Below are 23915 nucleotides of genomic sequence, written 5' to 3' on the forward strand. Positions count from 1 at the left end.
AAAAGTTGAAGCCGATAAAGTTAACCATGACGGCGTTTGGTCCATATAAGGATAAAGAAGTAATCCATTTTGATGATCTTGGAGATAATCGTCTATTCGTAATAGCAGGGAATACTGGAGCAGGCAAGACAACGATTTTTGATGCCATTTGTTTTGCTCTATATGGTGCTGCCAGTGGACAAGACAGAGAGAGCAATGCAATGCTTCGAAGTGATTTTGCAGAAGACCACGTTCATACAGCTGTAGAGCTCTTGTTTGATTTAAAATGCAAACAGTATCGGATTTTGCGACAGCTGGGGCATGTAAAAAAAGGCAATAAAACGAAAACAGGCGAGCGATATGAATTTTTTGAAATGACAAGTGACGGTGAAATACCTTGTGTAGATAGGCAAATTGTATCGGAGATTAATTGTAAAATGGAACAGCTTATCGGTTTAACACAGGATCAATTTAAACAAATTGTGATGCTGCCACAAGGCGAATTTCGTAAATTGTTAACATCACAAACAGAAAATAAAGAAGAAATTTTACGGCGATTATTTAAAACGGAAACGTACCAAGCAATTACGGAGCGACTGAAGCAAAAAAAATTGGCGACAGAAGAAGCTTTCAGGCAAGCAGACCAGGAACTAAAGCAATATATTGCTCAAATCCATGCTACGCTTCCAATTCGGGAAGAAGGGGCACTTTTTCAAACATTAGAGCAAGAAAATTATAATATGAATCAAGTATTACAAGGTCTTCAGGAAGAATGTCGTTATTATGAAGGAAAAATCATCACAGATAAAAAAATATATGAACATGCGTATCATATGCACGATAAAAAACAAAAAGAATTTTATCAAGCAACAACGATTAATGAGCGTTTTGCTGAGTTAAATCAGAAACAAGCACGTTTAAAAGAGCTTGAACTACAGGAAACAGCACATAGCCAAAAAAAGGGTAAACTAGAGCAAGCGGAACGCGCCCAAGGGATTATTCTATTGGAACAGCAAAGAAATGATTGGCTTCAAGAAGAAGAAAACAAGAAACGACATCTAACTGAAGCAAAAAGAAATAAACAGCTGATCGATGAACAGGTGAACCAGGCGAATATAAATTTTGAAGCAGAGGAAAAGCGTGAACCTAAACGTGAAGCCCTTCGTAAACAACTGGATAAACTAAAGGAATATTTGCCAATTGTAGAACAGATAGATAAAATGAACCGAAGCTTAATTGATTTGGAAAAACAAACCAACCAGGCTTCTGAAGCACTATATTCTACTGAACAGAGTCTTACGAAAAAAAATGCCCAGATGGAGCAAGTGGATAAGCAAATAAACCAGCTTGACCAATTGGTAGCAAAGCTACCTGATCTGCAGGAAGAATTAATTACGATGCGTGAACAATATAGGCTGGTGCGTGATTATCGTAAACTAATGGAACAGCAAATATTGTTAAAAAACGAGGCAAAGCAAAAACAAAAAACAGCTATACAGATGAAAGGAAATTATAACAAACTGGAACAAGCATGGATGGATAATCAAGCAGTTTATCTAGCTGCGCATTTACATGATGGAGAGGCTTGTCCTGTTTGTGGCAGTGTAGACCATCCAAATAAAGCCACACAGCAGAGGGAAGCTGTTACAAAAGAGCAATTAGAAAAAGCTAGAAGAGAATTCGAAAGGCTAGATGGGGAGTATCGTGATGTACTTGGTAAATTAAAAGCGAATCAAGATGATGTTCGTGCAAAAACGACTGAATTAGAAATGCACCATATTGTCATAACTAGTGCAAAACAAAAAGAAGATCAGCTTGCCGCTGCTGGTAAACAGCTTAGTGCTGAGGTAGAGCAATTAAAGCAACAACGTAACCAGCTGGGAGAAAGAAAGCGCGAATTGGAAAAGCTACGCTCTAGCTGTAAAGAATTAGAAGCAAAGTACAAAGAACAGCAACAAAGAGATCATCAGCTAAAATTAAAATTAGCTCAAGAAGAAACGCTCTATCAGGAAAGAATTCAATTTGTTCCTGAAAATATGCGTATATTATCCGAATTAAAGGAACAATTATCTAAAACTCAAAGCAATCTAAAAAAGTTAGAACAAGCATGGGAAGAAGTGCAAAAGCAGCAGCAAAAATCCAAAGAAGAGCAAATGAAAGCTAGTTCAGAGGTCACTCATGCAAAAAAGCAGCTAGAAGAAGCGATACAAAAACGTGACAAGGCAGTGACTCAGTTTATCCAGGCGTTGGAAAAGGAACATTTTTATTCAGAAGAGAGTTATCAAAAAGCAAAAATGCCTGAATCTGAACGGTTAGCTTTAAAAGAAGAGCTCGAACAATATGACCAAACTAAATCTATGTTACGTGAACAGGTCCAGGAATTAAAGAATGTGTTAACAGATAAACATCAATTCGATTTAACTGTCATTCAAACCGAATTAAATCATTGGAAAGAAGAATATGAAGCGGCTTTAGATAGGTTGAATAAGTCCAAGCATTATGGGCAGGAAGCACAAGCATTAAAGCAATATATTCAACAAGGGATTGAAAAAACAACGGAGCGTGAACGTAGGCTGCAACGGATAGCTGATTTATACGATACCGTACGCGGGCAAAATAATCGGAAAGTATCGTTTGAACGCTACTTGCAGATCGAATACTTAGAACAAATTATTGCTGCGGGAAATGAACGATTAAAAGAACTGTCCAATGGTCAATATGTCTTTATACGTAGTGATCGTCAGGAGTCACACGGCAAACAGAGTGGTCTTGCCCTTGATGTATACGATGCCTATACAGGACAAACAAGGGATGTGAAAACTTTATCGGGGGGAGAGAAGTTTAATGCCTCCCTTAGTTTAGCGCTTGGAATGTCAGATGTTATTCAAAGCTTTCAAGGTGCAATTTCAATTGACACGATGTTTATTGATGAAGGTTTTGGTACGTTGGATGAGGAAGCATTAAATAAAGCAATTGATACGTTAGTCGATCTGCAACGATCTGGTAGAATGATCGGGATCATTTCTCATGTTCAGGAATTAAAGACTATTTTTCCAGCTGTCCTGGAAGTGTCCAAGTCCAAAGATGGATCGAGCAGAACGAAATTTATCATTAAATAATGTTATTCTAGTCTTTTTGGTCATCTAAGAGATGAGTAAAAGAAGTGCTCCGTTAGAAAAAGGCGATAATAAGACCATCACTTTCGGTCTGCAAGGTGATGCTGAGTAGAACAAGTGGAAGTTCCATTGCTAGTTCAATGTTTGGTTTTATTCAATGGATCGTCAGAAGAGAATAAAAAAACCGTTTGGTTGACGTTTTACTTTGTACAATGATTTTCAGAGTAGACAGATCAATAATAATGAGCTGTCTACTTTGAAAAAATGTTACCTGTATTTATATAGATGAAATCAATTAGCATCTGTCTAATTGGATTTTATCTACTCTATAAGTCTTCTTATCCTGGTGCTCTTACTCGTTATTAAAGCTATCAATAAGCACTTTGGCAAGGATTTTTCCAGCTGTCTTTGGAGCTGTTTTTCCTGGTAAACCAAGTGCATGAATAGCTTTTATATGATGCTGTTTCGCACAAGCAGTGTCTACGCCTCCAGGTTTTGAAGCAAGGTCGATAACTACAGCAGAAGGGGACATATTACCAATTAGGTTTTCATCGATTACTAGTTTTGGAATCGTATTTATACAAATTGCTATGTTACCAATGACCGTATTTAGTTGGTCGGTTTTGATTGCAGTTAGTCCCATTTCGGTAATCCTAGCCAGGTCAGCGCTATTTCTGGCTGCTACATGTACGTGAGCGCCAACATCATGAAAAAGACGCGCTACTGTTTTTCCTACTCTGCCAAAACCTAGCACACATACATTACTGCTATGGATGGTTTCCTCTGTTGCTTCAATCGCTAACTTCAATGCTCCTTCTGCAGTTGGAATAGAATTATAAATGGCAACGTCGTCACGATCAAATAATCGTACCATTTTTCGATTTGCAGCTAAGCAAATTTCTCGTAAATAATCATTCGCAGTACCCGTATAGATCGTGCAGTGTTTAGGTGTGCAGGAAAGGATTTGTTCTGTAAGAAAAAGCGACTCATCCGCATAGGTAATTTCTACTTTTCCTTTTTCATCTGTTCCTGCAACTGGCAATATGATCGCATCCATCATAGAAAGATTGGTATGCTCTAATTCGGTATGTTTAACATTATGTTTTTTAAATGACAGGTGATGGAAGCCGATTAAATAAAGCTGATTGTCCGTACGTGACAATGATTCTATTACATGTAAATATCTGGCGTCGCCGCCCATAATGAGTATATGACGCATGTTCATATTACGGTCTCCTTTTTGTAGAAGGTATATATGAGGCTATTAGATAAATCATATTAGTATAGAAAGGTCCTAATTTGTTTTACAATAAAATTGTGTTCACTGTATAAATTGTATGATAAAAAAAGATAATTATTCCAGTATATTGTTCATAAAACATACTAATATGGATGAATAAGCTATTGATTATTGAATATGAAAACGCTATAATAACAATATACAAAATTTCGTATTTTGAAAGGGATAAGTATGAGCAGGATTTGGGAAAGTTTATTTTCTAAGAACGGATTAGCAGCAAGAGAGATTGCAAAAAAATTATTGTTATTAGATGAAGGGGGACGTATCCCAAAGGTAAGTGACTTGGCTCAAGAGCTTGGGATTGGTAATGGAACGGTCCAAGGGGCTTTAAAGGTATTAGAAAAACTTCATGCTATTAAACTAGACGCACGTGGTCATCTTGGAACTTTTTTAAGAAAAAAAGATACGATTTTACTTAAAGAGATAGCTGGTGTAGGGAAGTTAGTCGGTGCAATGCCATTACCCTATTCAGCCATGTATGAAGGATTGGCAACGGGAATCATTGAGGTATCTGAGACGATTGTTAACAATATTGATTTAGTTTATATGAGAGGTTCAAAACAGCGCTTAGAGTCTTTAAAGGCGAGAAGATCTGATTTTGTAGTCATGTCACAACTAGCTGCAGAAACAGAGATGGAGCAAGAAGACAACCTTGAAATAATTGTGAATTTTGGAGCGAATACGTATGTTTCTACCCACCAGGTATTCTTTTCCAACAAGCAACATACCAAAATAGAGGATGGGATGCGTATAGGAATAGATTATACGTCAGTTGATCAGTCTCAATTGACATTATTGGAATGTGAAGGGTATACAGTTTCTTTTGTTCCAGTTAATTATATGCAATTGTTTGATATGCTTTTAAATGAACATATAGATGCTGCTGTATGGAATGCCGATGAAAATAGGTCGAAAGAAACTTTTACGACAGGAGAGTTTCAATCTCATAAAGCTTCTGCATTAGCTTTAAAGGCTTCTACAGCTGTTATTTTAGTTGAAAAAGACAGGGAAGATGTTCATTCTGCTATCAAAGAATTAGATAAAGATAGGATACTAGAAATACAACAAAAAGTAATCAATAAAGAGAAATTGCCTCATTATTAACATAGGTAATTCTCTTTATCATCAATATACAAAATACAGTATATTATATATAGGGGGTGCTATCTATGAATATAAATAATCTGCAAGATAGGCTACAAATTTTATTACTAGGAAAGGTCATATCTAAAGATACTTTTTATCTTACTTTGCGTGCTTTCCAACGTTTATTAAAAGAATTACGTATGAAAAATCTTGAACAAGCAGAGATGTTATTTACCCATCTACCTTCAGCATTAGAACGAATGAAGGAAGGAGAAGAATTAGATTTACCAGTAGTTGAAGCGATGGACGAGGTAAAGAAGTCCCCATACTATTTATTAGCAAAGCAACAAGTTAGTTTATTAGAAGAAGAGTGGGGCGGAACTTTACCGCAACAGGAAAAAGTTTTTTTATACATACATTTTATCAATGTCATTTCATTAAATAAGGGAGGAAATAAAGCGTGAAAATCGTAATTGGTGGACAAGTGGAAAAACAAGCAATGGAGGCTTTAATCAAGGAGATTGATAGTTCGATTGAGACAGTAGTGAAATCGGATTTAGATGCAGCAATGGCAATGAAAACACAGCAGGCAGATTACTATTTAGGAGCTTGTCATACTGGAGGAGGTGGTGCACTTGCGATGGCAATCGCCATGATAGGTCGAGAAAAATGTGAAACGGTTTCAATGCCGGGCAGAAAGCCGAATAAACAAGCAGTAGAAGCCGCTGTTCAAAATGGAAAAGTAGCTTTTGGATTTACTGGAGATCATTTGGAAGCAGCGGTCCCTATGATTATTCATGCCCTGAAAAATAAAAGTTAACGTTATTCAATAGGGGGGAGTATGTGGAATGGAAATGATATTTGTTATTTTAATTGGGGCTTTAGCAGCAGTATTAGCAAATATGAATATAGCTGTATTTAATGATGGCCTACGTCCTATTGTTTCTGAACATTTAGACGGCCGTTTAAAGCGCAGGGAACTTGGGCTAACAGCATTTGCGATGAGCTTTGGTTTAGTAGTTGGTTTTGGAATACCATTCACCATAACTGCAAGTATTATTTTAATTCATAGTATTTTACTAGGTACAGATATTATCGGTCTAATAACCCCAAAAAATAAATGGGGTACTCCCCTTGCGGCTGTTATTGGGGGATTATATAGCTGGGGACTTTTAATAGGCTTAGAAGGTTTTGTAAAATTGTTTGAACATTTACCGGTAAACTTCCTTGAACCGATGGGAGAAGTAGGTACACCAGTAGTAGTTACATTTATGGCTTTTCCCGCATTAGCTGTTGCACTTCAATTTAGTTTGAAAAAAGGTATTCTTACGTTTCTAGTAGCAGCCTTAATGAGGCAATTAGCTGTATTTTTAAATGAAAGCGGTTTATTTGTTATTGGTGGAAATGTGATAACGCTTAACCAAGAAGGAATGGCATTAATCGCTGGAATGATTTTCTTATTCAGCTTTGCAATGAAGGAGAAGACAAATGAAGATGATGCTACGGTGGATTTAGCATCCATCTTTAGCGACAAAGTAAGCGCAATAAAGAAAAATGTTGTTTTCTTTATGTTAATTGGTGCCCTAATTGCTGGCGCTACTAATCTGCTATTAATGGCTGGTGACCCTATTTCGTTGAATTTATTAGCTGAAGGAAAACAAACAGACGCTGGAATAGCAGCTGCAGCTAGAGCAATTGGGTTTATTCCACTTGTCGCTTCAACAGCAATAGCTACTGGCGTTTATAGTCCAGTTGGTTTTACGTTAATTTTTGTAGCAGGCCTATTTTCTCCGAATGTTTGGATAGCAGTTCTGGCTGGTGCTATTGTTATCTTTTTGGAAGTAATGTTACTAAGTTCTATTGCAAAGTTTCTTGATAAATATCCTGGGGTTAGAAATTCAGGAGAGAATATACGTAGTGCTATGACTAAATTATTAGAAGTTGCACTTTTGATTGGTGGAGCAAACGCTTCAAATATGATTGCTCCTGGATTTGGTTTTTTCTTTATCGCAGGATTTTACTTATTAAATGAAGCAGCTGGGCGACCAATTGTACGGATGGCAGTGGGACCAGTAGGGGCGATTGCTGTAGGTGTTATAGCTAATATTTTAGTTCTACTGGGGGTCATGTCTATCCCTCAATAGCACATAGGAGGTCATACTTCAATGATACAGACAGTAAGAGGGAAAATAAAACCGGAAGAATTCGGAATTTGTGCAGCTCATGAGCATCTATCTATTGATTTATCACGAATTAAAGGTGATCCGGATACCATTTTAGATGATGAGCAAGGAATGATAGATGAATTAACTCATTTTTATAAAGCTGGGGGCTGTTCCTTAATTGAGCTTACGAATGAAGGAATGGGTAGAAACGTTGAGAGATTGGTGCGCTTAAGTGAAAAGACTTCTGTGCATATTGTTACATGTACGGGATTTTATAAAGATCCATTTATACCTGAATTTGCGATGCAATGGGATAGAGAACAGTTCGCAGAGCACTTTGTAAAGGAGAGTCAGGAGGGGGTAGATAATACCAGGGTTCTTCCAGGAGTTATTGGAGAGATAGGTACGAGTGTTCATGAGATAAAACCGATTGAAAAGGAGTTAATCATGGGTGCAGCGATTGCTGCTGTTGAAACTGGACTACCTATTTCAACGCATACATCTCTAGGTACGTTAGGAAGTGAGCAAGTAGATATGCTGATTGGTTACGGAGTAGATACGAATCAAATCATTATTGGGCACCAGGATTTAAATTCGAATAAAGCAGAAGTTCTTGAGGTACTGCAGTCAGGCGTTTATATCGGTTTTGATACGATCGGAAAAAATAATTATCGCCCTGATGAAGAGCGGATTGAATTTTTACTCGATTTTATAGAACGAGGATATCATAGGCAAATATTGTTATCTGCTGATTTAACAAGGAAGTCCCATTGGAAGAAACACGGAGGTCCTGGTTATGATTTAGTGCTCCATAATTTTATTCCTAAATTACGGGCCAGAAGAGTTTCTGATGAAATAATTCAGGATTTGCTAGTAACAAATCCTGCTAGCGCATTCTCAATAAAGGAGCAAAATAGATGATTTATAATCCATCTTCATTAAAATATGCTTCTTCTGTGCTTCCTGTATTAACTGTAGAAGAGGCGAAACAATTACAATTTAAACTTACTAATCACATGAGCAAAGTGTTCACAGGTCAACAGTTTTTATCATTGGGCGATTTGGGTGTAACCCCTAATTGTAAAAGACCTGAACAAACAAAAAGAGTAGAGCAGGTTATCGCTAACTTCTTTCGTGCTGAGAAATCAGCTCTTGTAAGAGGAGCTGGCACAGGAGCAATTCGGACAATATTAAGTACTTTACTTAAAACAGGAGATTCTATGTTTATACATACAGCTCCTGTCTATACAACAACTAAAGATACGATTCGTCTGTTAGGAATTCAGACAAAAGCTGTAGACTATAACGATCTTGATGCAGTTCGAGAAGCAGTAATAGCTGATCTAACAAACAAATTGTTTTATATTCAGCATGCACGTCAGCAGCCGACAGACACTTACAACTTAAAAGAACTTATTCAGAATGTAAAGCGAGTAAGACCAGATATCACGATAGTTGTAGATGATAATTATTGTGCCATGAAAACAGCAGGAATTGGTATTGAATTTGGAGCAGATTACTCTACATTCTCAGGTTTTAAATTACTTGGTCCCGAAGGAATCGGAGTTATAGTTGGTAAAAAAGAAGCTATTACAATATTGCAGGAACGTAATTATTCTGGAGGCGGTCAAGTACAAGGTTATGAAGCGATGGAACTGCTGCGTATGATGACATTTGCTCCAGTCTCACTTGCTATACAAAATGAGCAAGTAGAAGAACTATGTAAGCAATTAAATGAAGGCACTGTTAAAGGGGTAGCGTCTGCGTATATGACAAATGCACAATCGAAGAACGTTATTGTTGAACTGGATTCTCCAATTGCGTTTGAAGTGATCCAGCGAAGCAATGCACTTGGGGCTGCGACACACCCTGTTGGTGCAGAATCAAAATATGAAATTCTTCCAATGATTTATCGCGTTTCCGGAAGCTTCCTTGAAGCCCAGCCATATTTAAAGCAGTATGGATTACGAATTAATCCGATGAAATCTAGTGCAGCTACTGTTGTTCAAATTCTTAATCAAGCCATAGGATCAAATAACTAGCCACTATTAAAGGGGGAGACAGCTATGTTTTTGCAGAGGACAATAGAGAGAAACCCAAAGTTAATTGCAACGAGTGTTACGCTTCATCAAACTGGAGAAATCCCTCCAAATACGTATGTGATCGATGTAGAGGCGCTAATAGGAAATACGAAACTGTTATCTCGTACAGCTAAAGCTCATGGAATGGAATTGTACTTTATGAGTAAGCAGCTAGGAAGGTTACCAAAATTGGCCAAATATATGGTAACGAATGGGATAGATAAGGCAGTAGCCGTCGATTTTGATGAAGGAAAACTGTTGGCAGACCATGGGATTCGGATCGGAAACATCGGGCATTTGGTGCAGCCTGGAAAGCATCAGTGGCAAGAGGTTCTTAGTTGGGAGCCGGAGGTCGTTACTGTTTTTTCATATCTTCGTGCAAAACAAGTATCTGAGGCAGCTCAAAAAATAAATAGAAAACAAGACATTCTATTGAAAATAGTTGGTCCTCATGATTATATTCATGAGGCGCAGGAAGGAGGAATTGAGCTATCTCTACTAAACCGTGAATTGGATTTAATTCTTCGTTTACCAGGAGTTCGTGTTGTTGGAGTAACTACGTTTCCAATCTTGAAATTGGCTGATGATAAAAAACAGATGGTTCCGACGGAAAATTTAACTACTCTTTTAAAAGGCAAACAAATGCTGGAAACAAAAGGTGTAAATGTCTTACAAGTAAATGGACCAGGCGGGACAAGTAGTGAAACAATTCCTTATTTAGTAAAGCAAGGTGTAACTCATGGCGAACCTGGTCATGGATTGACAGGAACGACACCGCTGCATGCGTATCGGTCTTTATCTGAATTACCGGCAATGGTCTATGTCACGGAAGTGTCTCACGAGACAAGAGAACATTATCACGTGATTGCAGGTGGATTTTACGACAGATCTAATATGAAAAGCTGCATTGTCGGTCATGATTCTGTCACCATTTTGCAAAATTATGTAGCTACAAGACCGAACAGCCCTGAAGTTATTGATTATTACGGTGCAATTAAAAAGCCAAAGCAATTCCAAATACAAATAGGAGATACAGCCATTTTTGCATTTCGAACACAAATATTTGTAACAAGAGCACATGTGGCACTAGTAGAAGGAATTCAATCCGGATCACCAAGCCTCGTGCATCTTGAAAGGAAGTGGTGAATAAATGGCAAAATTAACATTGTTTGTCATTGATAGTTTTGGCATTGGGGCAATGGACGATTGTGCAGAGTATAATATTGCTGATTGTTCTGCTAATACGTACAAGCATATCCGAGATGTAAAGCAAGAGGAATTACAAATTCCATTTATGTATAACGTAGGGTTAGGTACGTTAGTGGATGGAATCCAAAGCCCTTCCAACGCTTATGGCTGTGCGAAGCTTGCGCATCATGGTGCAGATACGTATTTAGGACATCAAGAAATAGTAGGAAGTTGTCCCAAAAAATCCAACAAACGTTTAATAAAGGACATTCATGTTGGTTTAAAGCTGGCATTAGAAGCAGCTGGGTATACGGTTACGTACCCAATTGTTGGTTGTCCAGTTTTATTAGTTAATAATGCAGCTGTAGTGGCCGACAATTTAGAATCTGCTTATGGTAACATCATTAATGTGACAGCTGATTTTAAAAAAATGCCGTTTTCTATGGTAAAGCAATTAGGACGAGTAGTTAGACAACATGTGGATACTTCTAGGGTTATAGCATTCGGTGGACCATATACTTCCATAGAGCATATTTTATCTTGTGTAATAGAAAAACAAATGGGTCAATGGGGGGTTGATACACCAAAAGCAAAAGTTTATGGTAAGGGTTATGATGTTTATCATATGGGATATGGTGTAGAAATTGATAAACAATTTCCTATGATTGCTGCTAAGCATGGCTTGAAGGTTTATCGTTTAGGAAAAACAGCCGATGTTTTACATGGAGAAGGCCCTGCTAATCCAATTGTAAACACGTCGAAGTTACTGCAAAGCGTAAGCGAGAACTACTTAGCGGAACAGGGTGAGGCAGCTTTTTTAATTAATATTCAAGAAACAGATTTAGCTGGACATTCTCAAAATGTAGACTGGTATTGCCAATTATTAAATGAAGTTGACCGGTGGCTGTCCAATATTTTCTTACCCCTGATGGCTAAGGAAGATATATTAATCGTTATGGCTGATCATGGAAATGATCCAACAATAGGTCATGCTAATCATACGAGAGAATACGTACCTATTTTAATTTTTGGTGAAAAAGTAAATAGCGTAAATATAGGCCTTCGCGAAACAATGGCTGATGTCGGGGCCACTATATGTGATTTTTTTCACTTCCCTTCCACAGCAGAAGGGAAAAGCTTTTTAGCAGACATTTTAAATGAATAGGTAAGAGTTATTGTCCTTTCGTTGGCATTTTAAGAGAATACGTTTTCTTATTAAAGTAAAAACGACTAAATATTCTGTTGTTGGAGCTTATGTAGTAGGATGGATGAGCGATCTTATTGATTGATGTAGGGGATTTTTGGTTATTTATAATGTTTTACAGCGCTATTTTGTGGTACATTACTTTATAGATGAAGAGAAGCAAGTCTAATTCATCAGGGAATTTTATTTTAAAAGGAGATGCTTTTAATCATGCCCAAGGTTACTTTAGGAAAATCAGATATCTCTGTCTATCCAATCGGGTTAGGAACGAACGCCGTCGGTGGTCATAATATTTATCCTAATATGCTCGATGAAGAACAAGGAAAGAATGTCGTTCGTACTGCATTGGAACAAGGAATTAATCTGTTGGACACAGCGTTTATTTATGGGCCGGAGCGTTCCGAAGAATTAACCGGGGAAGTGATGAAAGAATATAAGCGTGAAGATATCGTGCTTGCGACTAAAGGCGCGCATAAATTTGTTGGTGACGAAGTAGTAATAGATAATTCTCCTGCTTTTTTGAAGCAGTCCGTAGAAGATAGTCTTCGTCGCTTACAAACAGACTATATCGATCTATACTATATTCATTTTCCGGATAAAGATACACCAAAAGATGAAGCTGTTGGTGCATTAAAAGAATTAAAGGATGAAGGGAAAATTCGTTCTATTGGTGTGTCGAATTTCACATTGGAACAATTGAAAGAAGCGAATAAGGATGGATATGTTGACGTACTGCAAGCAGAATATAATTTACTAAAGCGTGAAGCAGAAACTAGTTTTTTCCCTTATACGGAAAAAGAAAAAATTACGTTTATTCCTTACTTTCCACTGGAATCAGGATTACTTGCCGGGAAATATGATAAGCATCAAACATTTACGGATTTACGGGCTGAAAACCCGAATTTTCAAGGTGAAAAATTCCACGAAAACCTTGCAAAAGTGGCAAAATTAAAGCCAATAGCTGAGAAATATAACCAGGAAATTGCTCATATTGTTTTAGCTTGGTATTTTACTCGTCCTTCTGTCGATGTTCTTATTCCTGGAGCCAAGCGGCCAGAACAGGTAGTTAGCAACAAACGGGCTGCTGCGATTACTCTTGCAGAAGAAGATGTGCAGCTGATTAGTGATATTTTTGCCTAAGTTTGTATTTGTTCCGTGAAGAGTAAAATCTTCACGGAACAGCTTGTTGTTTGCATATCCTCAAATGGGGAAGGTGCCCCTTCTACGCATAGTGCCCACCGATTTTTTTGCTTCTTTCAATCGTAATACCTGCATCCGTATAGCTACTCGCACGGAGAAGCGAAGTAGCGCCATATTTCGCACGGATGGCATCCATGGTGTAACCAATATCATCTTTTTTGGCACGATCTTCAAATAAGCTCAATTGCGTAGCTTGTTTTCCGTATAAATGAGTTAATGTCACGTACACTCGGCGAATACTGCTGATGCCATCGTAAAAGCGAAAAAATAAATCCATACAAACATGATACATATCCATTGTAACATTGGTCGGAATAGAAACAGATGCAGAACGGGAGAATCCACCACCAGTTTCTTTGGAATAACTGATGCCAAGCTGAATGGTTTTTCCAGCCATATGAGCGGTTCTTGCCCTCCGGCACACTTCCTCACAAAGATCCAGTATACAAACATGGACTTCTTCCTTTGAATAGTCACGCAATAATGAAATACCGTGACCGAAACCTTTTTGCTCCGTTTTGATGAAATTTCCGATTACAGGGCTTAAATCGATTCCCCATGCATGCCAGTATAATTGCTCTCCCATGACGCCAAATCGTTTTCGCAGGCGTTGCAAGTCAAAGCAAGCAAGCTGACCAAGTGTTATAATTCCCATGCGCTGGAGATTTTTTTTCATCCTGCTTCCAACTCCCCAAATCGTTTCTACTGGAAAAGGCCACAGTTTTTGTGGTACATCCTCATAGGTGCATTCGGCAATTCCTTGTTTTTTTGCATGCAGATCCATCACGACTTTGGCGAGAAATTTATTATCACCAATACCAATGGAGCATGTTATCCCAAAGCATTCGAGAATATCGCTTTTTATACGTTCAGCTATTTCTAGACGGCTTCCAAACCTTCTTTTGAGTCCGTTAACAGTAACCCAAACTTCATCTACGGAATATGGATGGATGGCTTCTTTAGGAACGTATTGATAAAGTAATTTGATTATTTCAGTGGATACTTTTAAATAGTCAGCCATATGTGCAGGAACAATATGCAGGTTTGGATCCTTCGGCAGTTCAAAGAAACGACTCACATTGCTAATCCCGTATTTTTTCTTTAGCGCAGGAGAAGCAGCAAGTACAATACTACCGGATCTGCTCGGATCGCCTACAACGGCAAGCAATGCTTTCATTGGATCTAAATGCAATTTGACTGCCTCCACACTGGCATAAAAAGAGCGCATATCGATACATAGAACATCATTACGTGGATAGAGGGAATAATCCATCATTCAACTTCCTTATCAAAGAACGTATGTTCTTATTATATGCAGATCGCAATTATTTTACTAGTGCCATTTTCTTCCTAAAGATAGGAAAATGGTTCAAAGGGGGCGAGTTTTTTAAGAGATACAAAAGTATAAATTTAGGCGCTTGGAGATAACGAAATAACCGAAGCCACGTCCGGCGCATGAGCCCAGCAACGAGGCGACTTTAGAAATGCGCCCTACGATAAGGCATCATCGGTTCGTTACCTCACCGTGATTCCTTTATCTCAGTCGATTCGTTCCATTCGCTACGTTGCTAAACGGGCGCCCTGCGCCTTTGTTCTACTATAAAGTATAAGATTTTTTTTTGGTTTATAGTATAAGAAAAACAAAGGCTTCCGCCATTAGACTTGGCGACAAGCCAAGTTTTTCTAAGTGAGTATGGTACATACCTTCAAAGGCATACAGATTCCTTTCCTTTAGTGAATATGCTACTCCAGAAAATTTAGAGATATTTGCTACTGGCGTTTAGGTTTTCCTATGAAAAAACCGTAAAACTTGTACATAAAAAGGATTATTACTTAACTATATGGAATTAGTTTATAACGATAAGCATGATGCAACTATCCTGAATGGAAGTAAAAAGGTTAAAAGGAGGCATCTTAGATGAAAGAGAGAATAGAAACGTATATAACCAGAGAACCGAGATTACAAGGAGCGTTGATAGGTATTAGCATAAGAGAAGCAAAAACCGGAAAAGTTGTTTACGAACATATGGGCGATATCAGGTTCCATCCGGCTTCCAATATGAAGCTATTAACCGCTGCTGCAGGTTTGAACGTGTTAGGAGAGAGGTATCGCTTCACCACTGAGTTAAATACCGACGGAGTAATTGAAGATGGAACTCTAAAAGGAAATCTGTATATCGTTGGTAAAGGTGACCCGACTTTATTACCAGAAACCTACCATCTATTTGCCCGGCGATTAAACCAACTAGGAATTAAATATATTGCAGGAAACATCATTGGTGATGATACATGGTATGATGCCGTTCGACTGTCGCAGGATATCATTTGGAGTGATGAGACTTACCATTATGCAGCACAAATCGCAGCATTAACAGTTTCACCAGATAAACAATATGACGCGGGTAGTGTCTATGTGAAAATAAGCCCTCGGAAACATGGGGAGCCAGCAAATGTAACCCTATTTCCAAAAACGGATTATGTTACGCTTGTCCATAAAATAAAGACAGGCGAAGAAGAAAATATTGTGATTGAAAGGGAGTATGGAGGAAATAAAATACATTTATCTGGAGAAATATCCGAGAACGGTGGAGAAGTGGAGGAATGGATAGCAGTATGGGAACCAACAGACTATGCGTTACATATTTTTCAAGCTGCACTAAAGCATCAAGGAATCGTATGGGGAGGGACTGTGTATCGAGGACAAGCTCCGCAGCGATTAACATGCTTGTATAAACACCATTCTATTCCGCTAAATAAGCTGATTATTCCGTTTATGAAAAACAGTAACAATACGATTGCAGAAATAATCATCAAAGAAATGGGAAAGCTCGTATATGGAGAAGGAAGCTGGGAAAACGGTTTACGAGTGTTAGAAAGGGAAATGGACGGGATGGGGATGGAGCTTGAAACAATGGTTATTCGTGATGGTTCAGGTATATCGCATATAAATGGCATCCCTGCTAACCAACTAACGAAGCTGCTATATACGATTCAAGCAGCTAATTGGTTTGATATATATGTACATGCGCTACCGGTTGCAGGAGCTCATGAACCATGGATTGGTGGTACATTGCAGGAACGTATGTCTCACCTTAACATAAGGGCTAAAACAGGGACAATTCACGGTGTAAGCACATTAGCAGGGTATATGCGAAAAAGAAATGGAAAACAGTTGATTTTTTCCATTTTAATAGACCATCTACTCGATGAAGAGGAAGGAAAAGAAATTGAAGACTATATTTTGAATATTATAGCAGGTGAAGATGTGTGAATTTAGCAGTTGGTGATTATAAGCCAAAGTATATGAATAGCCCGGAAAGTGAATTGTTCCACAAAGGAAAATTACTTTATAATTTTGATCTGGTTAAATGATATATTCGTAAATAAAACGAGGCAGTTTTATTAGAAGGGCAAATGGATACGCGTGTATCAAAGTAAAGTTCCAATGGAAGTAGACATATGTCCGTTTTATTTGGCAACACGTTTTGAAAACCATTGTCACGGGAAAAGCAATAGCAATAAAAAGTAAAAAAAGGGGTTTTCAAAATGACAGCAAACCAAGTTGGATTTGCCTTTTTGTATGTAGCGGCTTTTTTGCTATTAGGAAAATGGGTACGAATCCGTGTTTCATGGTTGCAAAATTTATTTTTACCATCTTCTATTATTGGAGGCTTTTTAGCTTTAATCCTTGGTCCGCAAGTTCTTGGAAAGCTAGTAAGCATGTTTGTTTCAGAAGATTCGTTTTGGGTGAACGGAATTTTTCCAGAATCAGTGACTACTGTATGGAGTGATTTACCAGGGTTATTAATAAATGTTGTATTTGCTTCGTTATTTCTTGGAGCGTCCATCCCTGGACTACGAAAAATATGGAACTATGGTGGCCCGCAATTAGCTTTTGGCTGGACCATTGGCTGGGGGCAGTATGTCATTGGTATTTTGTTAGCCATCCTTGTGTTAAGCCCTGTGTTTGGCTTACCGCCGTTAACTGGTGCGCTAATTGAAGTGGCGTTTGAAGGCGGACACGGGACTGCAGCTGGCTTAGCCGGAACGTTTGAAGAAATAGGATTTGCAGAAGGTTATGATTTGTCTGTAGGTCTAGCTACAATAGGAATATTGTCAGGAGTAATTGTAGGAATTATTTTAATTAATTGGGCGGTTAGAAAAGGAAAAACCAATGTGATTAAAGATGTACAAGGCTTTTCTGATTTACGAAAGCAAGGAATTATGGAATTTGAAAATCGAGATCCTGCAGCCAAAATGACGGTACGACCAGAATCAATTGAACCGCTGTCTTTACATTTTGCATTGGTTGGCTTATCTGTGCTAGTCGGGTATTTACTTTTACAAGCGTTAATATGGTTGGAATCTATCATCATCGGTCCATTTACAGATACAACATTTATGATCTATATTCCATTATTTCCATTAGCTATGATTGGCGGGATTTTGGTTCAACTATTTTTCAATAAAGTGGACAATGCACAAATTGTAGATCGGAATATGATTAATCGTATTCAAGGCTTTGCATTGGATATACTTATTTTAACAGCTATTGGAACAGTATCGATTGATGTCATTAGTGATTATATTGTTCCGTTTCTTTTATTAGCAACAGCCGGTATTTTATGGAATGTTTTTGGTCTTTTAGTGTTAGCACCAAAAATTATTCCTTCATACTGGTTTGAACGAGGGATTGGAGATTTTGGGCAGTCTATGGGGATCACTGCAACTGGTCTATTATTAATGCGAATTGTGGATCCTAGAAGTGAAACACCAGCATTTGAAGGGTTTGGGTATAAGCAGCTTGTGTATGAGCCATTCCTTGGGGGCGGACTGGTAACAGCTCTTTCCATACCACTTATTTATCAGTTTGGTGCGATACCATTTTTAATTTTTGCTATTATCATGAGCCTCATCGGTGCTTTAGTTGGCTTGCTATATTTTGGCAAAAGATAAGCATGTAAGGGAGCGAGTGTATTGACGGAATACCATCTTCTGCTATTGTTGATTATTGGCTATCTTGTTTTTTCAATGGATAAAAAACAAAACTATTTTCCTGTTCCTGTTGTACTTGTTTTACTAGGAGTTGTTTTGTCAGTAATTCCTTTTTTTCAAGGGGTTATCATAACGAAAGAAATGCTGTTCACATTCTTTCTCCCTGCTTTATTGTTTATTTCCGCTTATCAATTTTCCATGCAAGCTTGGCAAAAAAATAAGTTGATTATCAGCAGCTTAAGTTCTATTGGTTTGTTTTTGCAGGTTATTATACTTGGTTTATTCATTTATATTATCGGAAATGGATTTCTCTCCATCTCTTTTATAGCTGCATTATTAATAGCATCGCTATTAACGCCAACCGATCCTGTTTCTGTTGTAAATATATTAAAACAAGCTTCTAGTGATAAGGAGGATGTAGCTGATATAGTAGAAGGTGAATCTATGTTAAATGATGGCACAAGCATTGTTGTGTTTACCGTTTTATTACAGATGTATGGACAGCAAGCGAGTGTCCATTGGCTAGATTTTACGCAAGAATTTATTCTCGTTTCGTTTGGCGGAGTAGTGGTTGGCATTGCTTTTGGTTGGCTCATGAGCAAAGCTGTCCATTTTACCCATCATCGCCAATATCAAGTTATGCTTAGTATCATTGTAGCTTATGGAAGTTTTTATTTAGGGGAAGCATTGCATGTCTCCGGGGTGTTGGCAACAGTCACGGCAGGGATGATGCTTTCTTATGAATTTGGGAAAAATATAAAAGAGGCGCATTTTCGTGAATCACTTGATGGTTTTTGGGGAATTGTTGAACCAACTTTATTATCCATAATCTTTTTACTAATTGGCATTCAGGCAACAGAATATCTCCAGTTTTCTGAATGGACGCTTGCATTTTTTGTCTTTGTATGTACGCTGTTAGTAAGGTTTATGGTTATAACGGGAATGACGCAGCTACACCCTGCATGGAGAAAAATGATTACGGCTAAAGATAGTGGAGTGATTGCATGGGCAGGGATTAAAGGAACGATGTCTGTTGCTTTAGTGCTTGGTTTGGAAGCAACATTGGGAGCAGACCATTTTATTGTCTCATTAACTTTTGTGGTAATTATATTATCCTTTGTTGTCCAAAGCATCGGTGTCTATCCAATCATGAAGAAATTAAATAGCAAGGGAATGTCTTCCAGCTCATAAAATAACTTTGCGTTATAAAAAACTCCCCCCTGTTTTAATTTAATAGAGGGGGGATAGGTTTTATCTCGTATATAAGGTTGTAAAAACTCCCACTTTAAGAGTTGGATAATCTGATGGGAGATAACAGCAACGGCCTTTAGGTCATACCGTTACGGTACTAACAAGCAGTAGGGGCTGAATGAACATCCCCACTGATTGAAGATTCACTTTATCTCGAATGGAATTCACTTTATCGTATCATATTTGACTAGCTTTCATTTGATACTTTGAAAATATCCAATACTTTAAAGAAGATGCTCAGTAAAATAGCGACAATCGTAGCTAGTCCCATGCCTGATAATGCTACAGAACCGATTTCAACAGTCGTACCACTAACACCAATTACAAGCACAACGCTGGATAGAATCAGATTTTGTGAACGATTATAATCGACATTTGCTTCTACTAACATGCGTAATCCACTTGCTGCGATGATCCCAAATAGAAGTAAGGATATACCTCCCATAACAGCTGTAGGAATAGAAGAGATTAGTGCTGCAAGCTTGCCGACAAACGATAATATAATTGCGATTACTGCAGCCATACCGATTATCCATGTGGAATATACTCTTGTAATAGCTAAGACACCAATATTTTCGCCGTATGTTGTATTTGGTGTTGAACCAAAAAAGCTGGAAATAATCGTAGAAATTCCATTCCCAGCTAGGGAACGGTCAAGCCCTGGATTTTTGGTCAAGTCTTTTTTTACGATGTTTCCTGTTACGAAAAGGTGACCAATATGTTCAGGAACAAGAACGATGGCAGCTGGTAAGATAGTTAAAATAGCCCCACAATCGAATTTCATTTGATAAAATTCTGGCACGGAAAGCCAGCTTGCTTCACGTACAGCTGTAAAATCGACGAGTCCGAAAAAATAGGCAATGATATAGCCTGCTATAATACCAATTAATATAGGGATGATTTTTAAGAACCCACGTAGTGTCACCCAGCAAATGATCGTTATTAATAAGGTAAGCAATGCTACGATCGCTGTATCTGTATTAATCGTCCATGTGTCATCTGCACCAGCTGGAGCAATCCAGCCAGCCATTTCTGCAGCAGTAGGGACAAGTTCTAATCCAATAACGGAAACAATTGCGCCCATAGCTGCTGGTGGAAATATCACATCAATCCAGTTTGTTCCAGCAAGTTTAACTACAAAAGCAACGAGGCAAAGAATAACCCCCACTGCTAAAAATCCACCTAAAACATAGCCATAACCTTCTCCACCAGCATAATCTGCCAAAACTGCGGAAACAGGGGAGATAAATGCGAAACTAGAGCCTAAATAGGCGGGGATTTTTCCTTTTGTAATAAACAAATAAATTAACGTACCGAGCCCATTCATCATCAAGATCGTTGCCGGATTCACTCCAAACAATATCGGGACAAGCACTGTTGAGCCAAACATGGCGAATAAATGTTGAATACTAAGTGGTAAGCTCGTTAATAAAGGCAAACGCTCATCTACTTGAATTTCTTTATGTTGTGTCAAGACGTATTCCTCCTATTTGCTTAACGGTTACCGCGCTGCATAAGAAAAAAGCACCCTGCCGTGTTTGTGCAGGGTGCTTCCATAAAAGAAAAAGTTGCCTACTTATTCCTTTTATAACAGAATCTTATCTGTTTCACCTTGGCAGCCTCACGGGACTGAATTAAAGGTAACCGTATCAATTTATCTTTTGTATTATCCCAATTTAAATGGAATTTGTCAATAGTATAGAGCCATTTTGTAGTCGGCTTCTATTTTTTCATAAGGGAGTGCTAATAGGATAAAATATTTTAATGATGTGTTAGAGTCTGTTTCTTAATTCTACTTTTAATATTTTCCCGCTCGATGTTTTCGGCAAATCATCTACAATTGAAATTCTGGATGGATAGGTAGAATCTTCTGAATGTTGTTCACAAAATGAAATAAGTGCTTCTTCGGAGATTGCAGCTTTTTTTTCCTTAAGGACAATAAAAGCGTGCGCAATTTCTCCCTTTTCTTTATGCGGCACAGGGATTACTGCGGCTTCTTGTATAGATGGATGCTGCAATAAAATTTGTTCCAAATAAGCTGTAGAAATTGCACCAGTTGCCTGCGGAATATCTTTTCGAGCTTCTTGTACATGAATACGACCATGTTCATCTACGGTTCCTTTATCTCCCGTGAAAATCCAACCATCCCCCAGCGTTTGCTGGTGTTCCGCATGCTGTAATGCACCATTCCCCTTTACAATAATATCGCCAATTTCCATGCCGTTTGGTGTTACATCTTCCCCTTTATGATTAATGACACGGACTTCTGTTTGTTGCATTAAAACATCCCACCTTGTTCCGTTTTTTCTTTATATACGTTATTATGAAATTATAACATAAATTATTGAAAGCGTTTAAAAATACGTTTAACTGGAGGGAAAAGTTGGATATTGATAAAAAAGGAGGGGCCTAAGAGGATAAGACTATAGCGCTCTGCTTCATATATTTTAACGTTTTGGTTGTAACATACAACAACCGATTAGGGCGAATCATTGTCGATCAGGGTTAGAAATCTATCATTATGAAAGTCGGTTTAAAGTGGAACAGGGATAGAAGCTTCTTGTTAATAGCCTAAATATGAAATTTTTGTTATGATAATTATATTGTAAATAAAGGATGGGCGTATATATATCATTTTCATTTATATTTAATAAAAGAGCGCTTTTCCTGCAATATATAAGTAAGTATAGGAAGGTGGAAGTTTTTATGAATCTAAATAAACCAAAGATAGTGGTGTTGGGGGCAGGGTACGCTGGGCTAACGACAACAAAACGCTTAATGCAAAAGCTGTCTCCTGAACAAGCAGAAATCGTTTTAGTAAACAAGCATAACTACCATTATGAATCTACCTGGTTACATGAAGTAGCTGCAGGTACGATTAATCCAAACCAAGCACGTGTTATTATAAGTGATGTTATTAATCCAAATAAAGTACGACTTGTATTTGATTCTGTAACTAAAATCGATAAAGATAATCAACGCGTCATTTTAGAAAACAGTGAACTGGAATATGATTACCTTGTTGTTGCGCTTGGATTTGAGTCCAATGATTTTGGTATTAAAGGAATGGCGGAACATGCATTTGCCATTGAAGATATTGATTCCAGCCGCTTGATTAGTGAACACATAGAATACCAATTTGCAAAATACAGATCAGGCGAAGACGTTGACGAGCATAGCTTAAATATTCTGGTTGGTGGAGCTGGATTTACAGGTATTGAATTTGTTGGTGAGCTTGCAGAACGTGTGCCACAATTATGTAAGAAATATGATATTGACCGTAATAAAGTAAGAATTATTAACGTAGAGGCTGCCCCGTCCATCCTGCCAATGTTTGATAAAGAATTAGTTGCTTATGCGAAGAAATCATTGGAAGATCGTGGTGTGGAAATCAAAATTGGCGCACCTATTTCAGAATGTACCGAAGAAGGGTTTATTGTTGGTGAAGATAAAGAATTAATTAAAGCCGGTACGATTGTTTGGACAGGCGGGGTAAAGGGAAGCTCTGTGTTAGGAGATTCTGGCTTTGAATTGACGAAAGGTAAAGTAAATGTCAACGGTGATTTACGCATGCCAGGTGAAGAGAATATCTTCGTTATAGGAGATTGTTCATGGGTTTGGGATCATGAAGCAGATCGCCCGTATCCGCCAACTGCTCAATTAGCTATGCAAGAGGCAGATGTGGTAGCAGCAAACTTGGTTGCTTTATTAAACAATGAACCGTTAACTGATTTTGTCTTTAACAGCAAGGGAACAGTTGCTTCGCTTGGACATTCGGATGGTATTGGGAATGTTTTTAATGATTACAAACTTAAAGGAAAAGCAGCTGCAGCAATGAAAAAGGTAGTAGATAATCGTTCTCTATTCCTTATGGGTGGACCAAAATTAGTACTTAAAAAAGGGAAATTTCGTCCATTTTAAGATGTTCACAGCCTAAGATGATTTAAAATTTATAGGGAGGCTTACGAATATGAAAAATAAAACGTTGTGTGGAATTTTCTTAGTTATTGCTTCATTAATTGGGTATCGACTGTTAAGTGATTATATGGAAGAAACCAGAGACTTTAGGTAATTACAAGCAGACCATCTCATCCTATTAGGTGAGGTGGTCTTTTTTACACTATAGGAAAGCATAAGATTTTTTTGGTGTATAGTATAAGAAAAACAAAGAAAACAAGAGAAAACGTTATTATATAGAGGGAGTATAAAATTTGTTGCTTTGGGATAAGGGATAACTGAATAGCCACGTCCGGCTTCAGCGCCCAGCAACGAGGCGACTTTAGAAATGCGCCCTACGATAAGGCCTCATCGGTTCGTCGCTAAGGGGAAGGCCGACTAAAAACGGGCTTG

Annotated in this window: 18 protein-coding genes and 1 pseudogene; 15 read left to right on the top strand and 4 right to left on the bottom strand. The window is 38.0% G+C overall.

What is annotated here, in order from left to right:
* The first annotated feature begins 5 nt into the window (after nt 1-5).
* A complete protein-coding gene (locus tag BKP57_RS19260) occupies nt 6-3098 on the top strand; it encodes an AAA family ATPase (RefSeq protein ID WP_072742189.1) in 3093 nt (1030 codons plus the stop codon).
* A 349-nt stretch (nt 3099-3447) separates the two neighbouring features.
* Here the strand turns inward: BKP57_RS19260 and dpsA are convergent, their stop codons facing one another.
* Nucleotides 3448-4320 (bottom strand): dipicolinate synthase subunit DpsA, encoded by an 873-nt coding sequence (gene dpsA, locus BKP57_RS19265; protein WP_072742190.1) that lies wholly within the window; start codon nt 4318-4320, stop codon nt 3448-3450.
* 246 nt (nt 4321-4566) lie between these two features.
* Between dpsA and yhfZ the strand changes: the two genes are divergently transcribed.
* The 9 genes from yhfZ to BKP57_RS19310 all read left to right on the top strand — a co-directional run bounded on the left by yhfZ (nt 4567) and on the right by BKP57_RS19310 (nt 13259).
* Nucleotides 4567-5499 (top strand): GntR family transcriptional regulator YhfZ, encoded by a 933-nt coding sequence (yhfZ, locus tag BKP57_RS19270; RefSeq protein WP_050352546.1) that lies wholly within the window; start codon nt 4567-4569, stop codon nt 5497-5499.
* A gap of 65 nt (nt 5500-5564) precedes the next feature.
* The gene (locus tag BKP57_RS19275) at nt 5565-5945 is read left to right on the top strand and encodes a PRD domain-containing protein (RefSeq protein WP_050352547.1); all 381 of its coding nucleotides are present in this window, start codon (nt 5565-5567) and stop codon (nt 5943-5945) included.
* The gene (locus BKP57_RS19280; RefSeq protein WP_050352548.1) at nt 5942-6301 is read left to right on the top strand and encodes a DUF2620 domain-containing protein; all 360 of its coding nucleotides are present in this window, start codon (nt 5942-5944) and stop codon (nt 6299-6301) included. The genes BKP57_RS19275 and BKP57_RS19280 overlap by 4 nt, the downstream gene beginning before the upstream one ends.
* Nucleotides 6302-6329: 28 nt before the next feature.
* Nucleotides 6330-7625, top strand: a complete 1296-nt coding sequence (locus tag BKP57_RS19285) for a YhfT family protein (protein WP_050352549.1) — start codon at nt 6330-6332, stop codon at nt 7623-7625.
* Between the two features lie 21 nt (nt 7626-7646).
* Nucleotides 7647-8567 (top strand): phosphotriesterase family protein, encoded by a 921-nt coding sequence (locus BKP57_RS19290; protein WP_050352550.1) that lies wholly within the window; start codon nt 7647-7649, stop codon nt 8565-8567.
* Nucleotides 8564-9688 carry an aminotransferase class V-fold PLP-dependent enzyme gene (locus tag BKP57_RS19295; RefSeq protein ID WP_072742191.1) on the top strand — a complete coding sequence of 375 codons (1125 nt, stop codon included), beginning with the start codon at nt 8564-8566 and terminating at the stop codon, nt 9686-9688. The genes BKP57_RS19290 and BKP57_RS19295 overlap by 4 nt, the downstream gene beginning before the upstream one ends.
* Nucleotides 9689-9712: 24 nt before the next feature.
* The gene (locus tag BKP57_RS19300) at nt 9713-10873 is read left to right on the top strand and encodes an alanine racemase (RefSeq protein WP_072742192.1); all 1161 of its coding nucleotides are present in this window, start codon (nt 9713-9715) and stop codon (nt 10871-10873) included.
* Between the two features lie 4 nt (nt 10874-10877).
* On the top strand, nt 10878-12080 hold the full coding sequence (locus BKP57_RS19305) for a phosphopentomutase (protein WP_072742193.1): 1203 nt from the start codon (nt 10878-10880) through the stop codon (nt 12078-12080).
* Nucleotides 12081-12329: 249 nt separating this feature from the next.
* Complete coding sequence (locus tag BKP57_RS19310) at nt 12330-13259, top strand: aldo/keto reductase (RefSeq protein ID WP_050352554.1); 930 nt, start codon at nt 12330-12332, stop codon at nt 13257-13259.
* Between the two features lie 82 nt (nt 13260-13341).
* On the opposite strand, the gene BKP57_RS19315 is transcribed toward BKP57_RS19310, so the two are convergent.
* On the bottom strand, nt 13342-14592 hold the full coding sequence (locus BKP57_RS19315; RefSeq protein ID WP_050352555.1) for a DNA polymerase IV: 1251 nt from the start codon (nt 14590-14592) through the stop codon (nt 13342-13344).
* A 645-nt stretch (nt 14593-15237) separates the two neighbouring features.
* Here BKP57_RS19315 and dacB point away from each other — a divergent pair.
* The 4 genes and pseudogenes from dacB to BKP57_RS19335 all read left to right on the top strand — a co-directional run bounded on the left by dacB (nt 15238) and on the right by BKP57_RS19335 (nt 19505).
* Nucleotides 15238-16590, top strand: a complete 1353-nt coding sequence (dacB, locus tag BKP57_RS19320; RefSeq protein ID WP_050352556.1) for a D-alanyl-D-alanine carboxypeptidase/D-alanyl-D-alanine endopeptidase — start codon at nt 15238-15240, stop codon at nt 16588-16590.
* A gap of 5 nt (nt 16591-16595) precedes the next feature.
* Nucleotides 16596-16676, top strand: a pseudogene (locus BKP57_RS19325) (hypothetical protein); the annotation flags it as partial.
* Nucleotides 16677-16865: 189 nt separating this feature from the next.
* Nucleotides 16866-18275 carry a sodium/glutamate symporter gene (locus BKP57_RS19330; RefSeq protein WP_072742195.1) on the top strand — a complete coding sequence of 470 codons (1410 nt, stop codon included), beginning with the start codon at nt 16866-16868 and terminating at the stop codon, nt 18273-18275.
* Between the two features lie 21 nt (nt 18276-18296).
* Nucleotides 18297-19505, top strand: coding sequence for a cation:proton antiporter (locus BKP57_RS19335; protein WP_072742196.1), 1209 nt, complete (start codon nt 18297-18299; stop codon nt 19503-19505).
* A 247-nt stretch (nt 19506-19752) separates the two neighbouring features.
* Here the strand turns inward: BKP57_RS19335 and uraA are convergent, their stop codons facing one another.
* Both uraA and BKP57_RS19345 read right to left on the bottom strand, forming a co-directional pair.
* On the bottom strand, nt 19753-21039 hold the full coding sequence (gene uraA / locus BKP57_RS19340; RefSeq protein ID WP_072742197.1) for a uracil permease: 1287 nt from the start codon (nt 21037-21039) through the stop codon (nt 19753-19755).
* Nucleotides 21040-21337: 298 nt separating this feature from the next.
* Nucleotides 21338-21844 carry an AMP-binding enzyme gene (locus BKP57_RS19345; RefSeq protein ID WP_050352559.1) on the bottom strand — a complete coding sequence of 169 codons (507 nt, stop codon included), beginning with the start codon at nt 21842-21844 and terminating at the stop codon, nt 21338-21340.
* Nucleotides 21845-22271: 427 nt separating this feature from the next.
* Here BKP57_RS19345 and BKP57_RS19350 point away from each other — a divergent pair, with 427 nt between their 5' ends.
* Entirely contained in the window at nt 22272-23486 is a 1215-nt protein-coding gene (locus tag BKP57_RS19350) for an NAD(P)/FAD-dependent oxidoreductase (protein WP_050352560.1), read from the top strand.
* The last annotated feature ends 429 nt before the right edge of the window (nt 23487-23915 follow it).

The sequence above is a fragment of the Virgibacillus sp. 6R genome (assembly GCF_001895305.1).
GTDB classification, from domain to species: Bacteria; Bacillota; Bacilli; order Bacillales; family Amphibacillaceae; genus Virgibacillus; species Virgibacillus pantothenticus.

Bases quoted from the DNA above. Each gene is read 5' to 3' on its own strand.
- dpsA (WP_072742190.1), bottom strand. From the start codon at position 4,320: ATGAACATGCGTCATATACTCATTATGGGCGGCGACGCCAGATATTTA.
- yhfZ (WP_050352546.1), top strand. From the start codon at position 4,567: ATGAGCAGGATTTGGGAAAGTTTATTTTCTAAGAACGGATTAGCAGCA.
- BKP57_RS19275 (WP_050352547.1), top strand. From the start codon at position 5,565: ATGAATATAAATAATCTGCAAGATAGGCTACAAATTTTATTACTAGGA.
- BKP57_RS19285 (WP_050352549.1), top strand. From the start codon at position 6,330: ATGGAAATGATATTTGTTATTTTAATTGGGGCTTTAGCAGCAGTATTA.
- BKP57_RS19290 (WP_050352550.1), top strand. From the start codon at position 7,647: ATGATACAGACAGTAAGAGGGAAAATAAAACCGGAAGAATTCGGAATT.
- BKP57_RS19295 (WP_072742191.1), top strand. From the start codon at position 8,564: ATGATTTATAATCCATCTTCATTAAAATATGCTTCTTCTGTGCTTCCT.
- BKP57_RS19300 (WP_072742192.1), top strand. From the start codon at position 9,713: ATGTTTTTGCAGAGGACAATAGAGAGAAACCCAAAGTTAATTGCAACG.
- BKP57_RS19305 (WP_072742193.1), top strand. From the start codon at position 10,878: ATGGCAAAATTAACATTGTTTGTCATTGATAGTTTTGGCATTGGGGCA.
- BKP57_RS19310 (WP_050352554.1), top strand. From the start codon at position 12,330: ATGCCCAAGGTTACTTTAGGAAAATCAGATATCTCTGTCTATCCAATC.
- BKP57_RS19315 (WP_050352555.1), bottom strand. From the start codon at position 14,592: ATGGATTATTCCCTCTATCCACGTAATGATGTTCTATGTATCGATATG.
- dacB (WP_050352556.1), top strand. From the start codon at position 15,238: ATGAAAGAGAGAATAGAAACGTATATAACCAGAGAACCGAGATTACAA.
- BKP57_RS19330 (WP_072742195.1), top strand. From the start codon at position 16,866: ATGACAGCAAACCAAGTTGGATTTGCCTTTTTGTATGTAGCGGCTTTT.
- BKP57_RS19345 (WP_050352559.1), bottom strand. From the start codon at position 21,844: ATGCAACAAACAGAAGTCCGTGTCATTAATCATAAAGGGGAAGATGTA.
- BKP57_RS19350 (WP_050352560.1), top strand. From the start codon at position 22,272: ATGAATCTAAATAAACCAAAGATAGTGGTGTTGGGGGCAGGGTACGCT.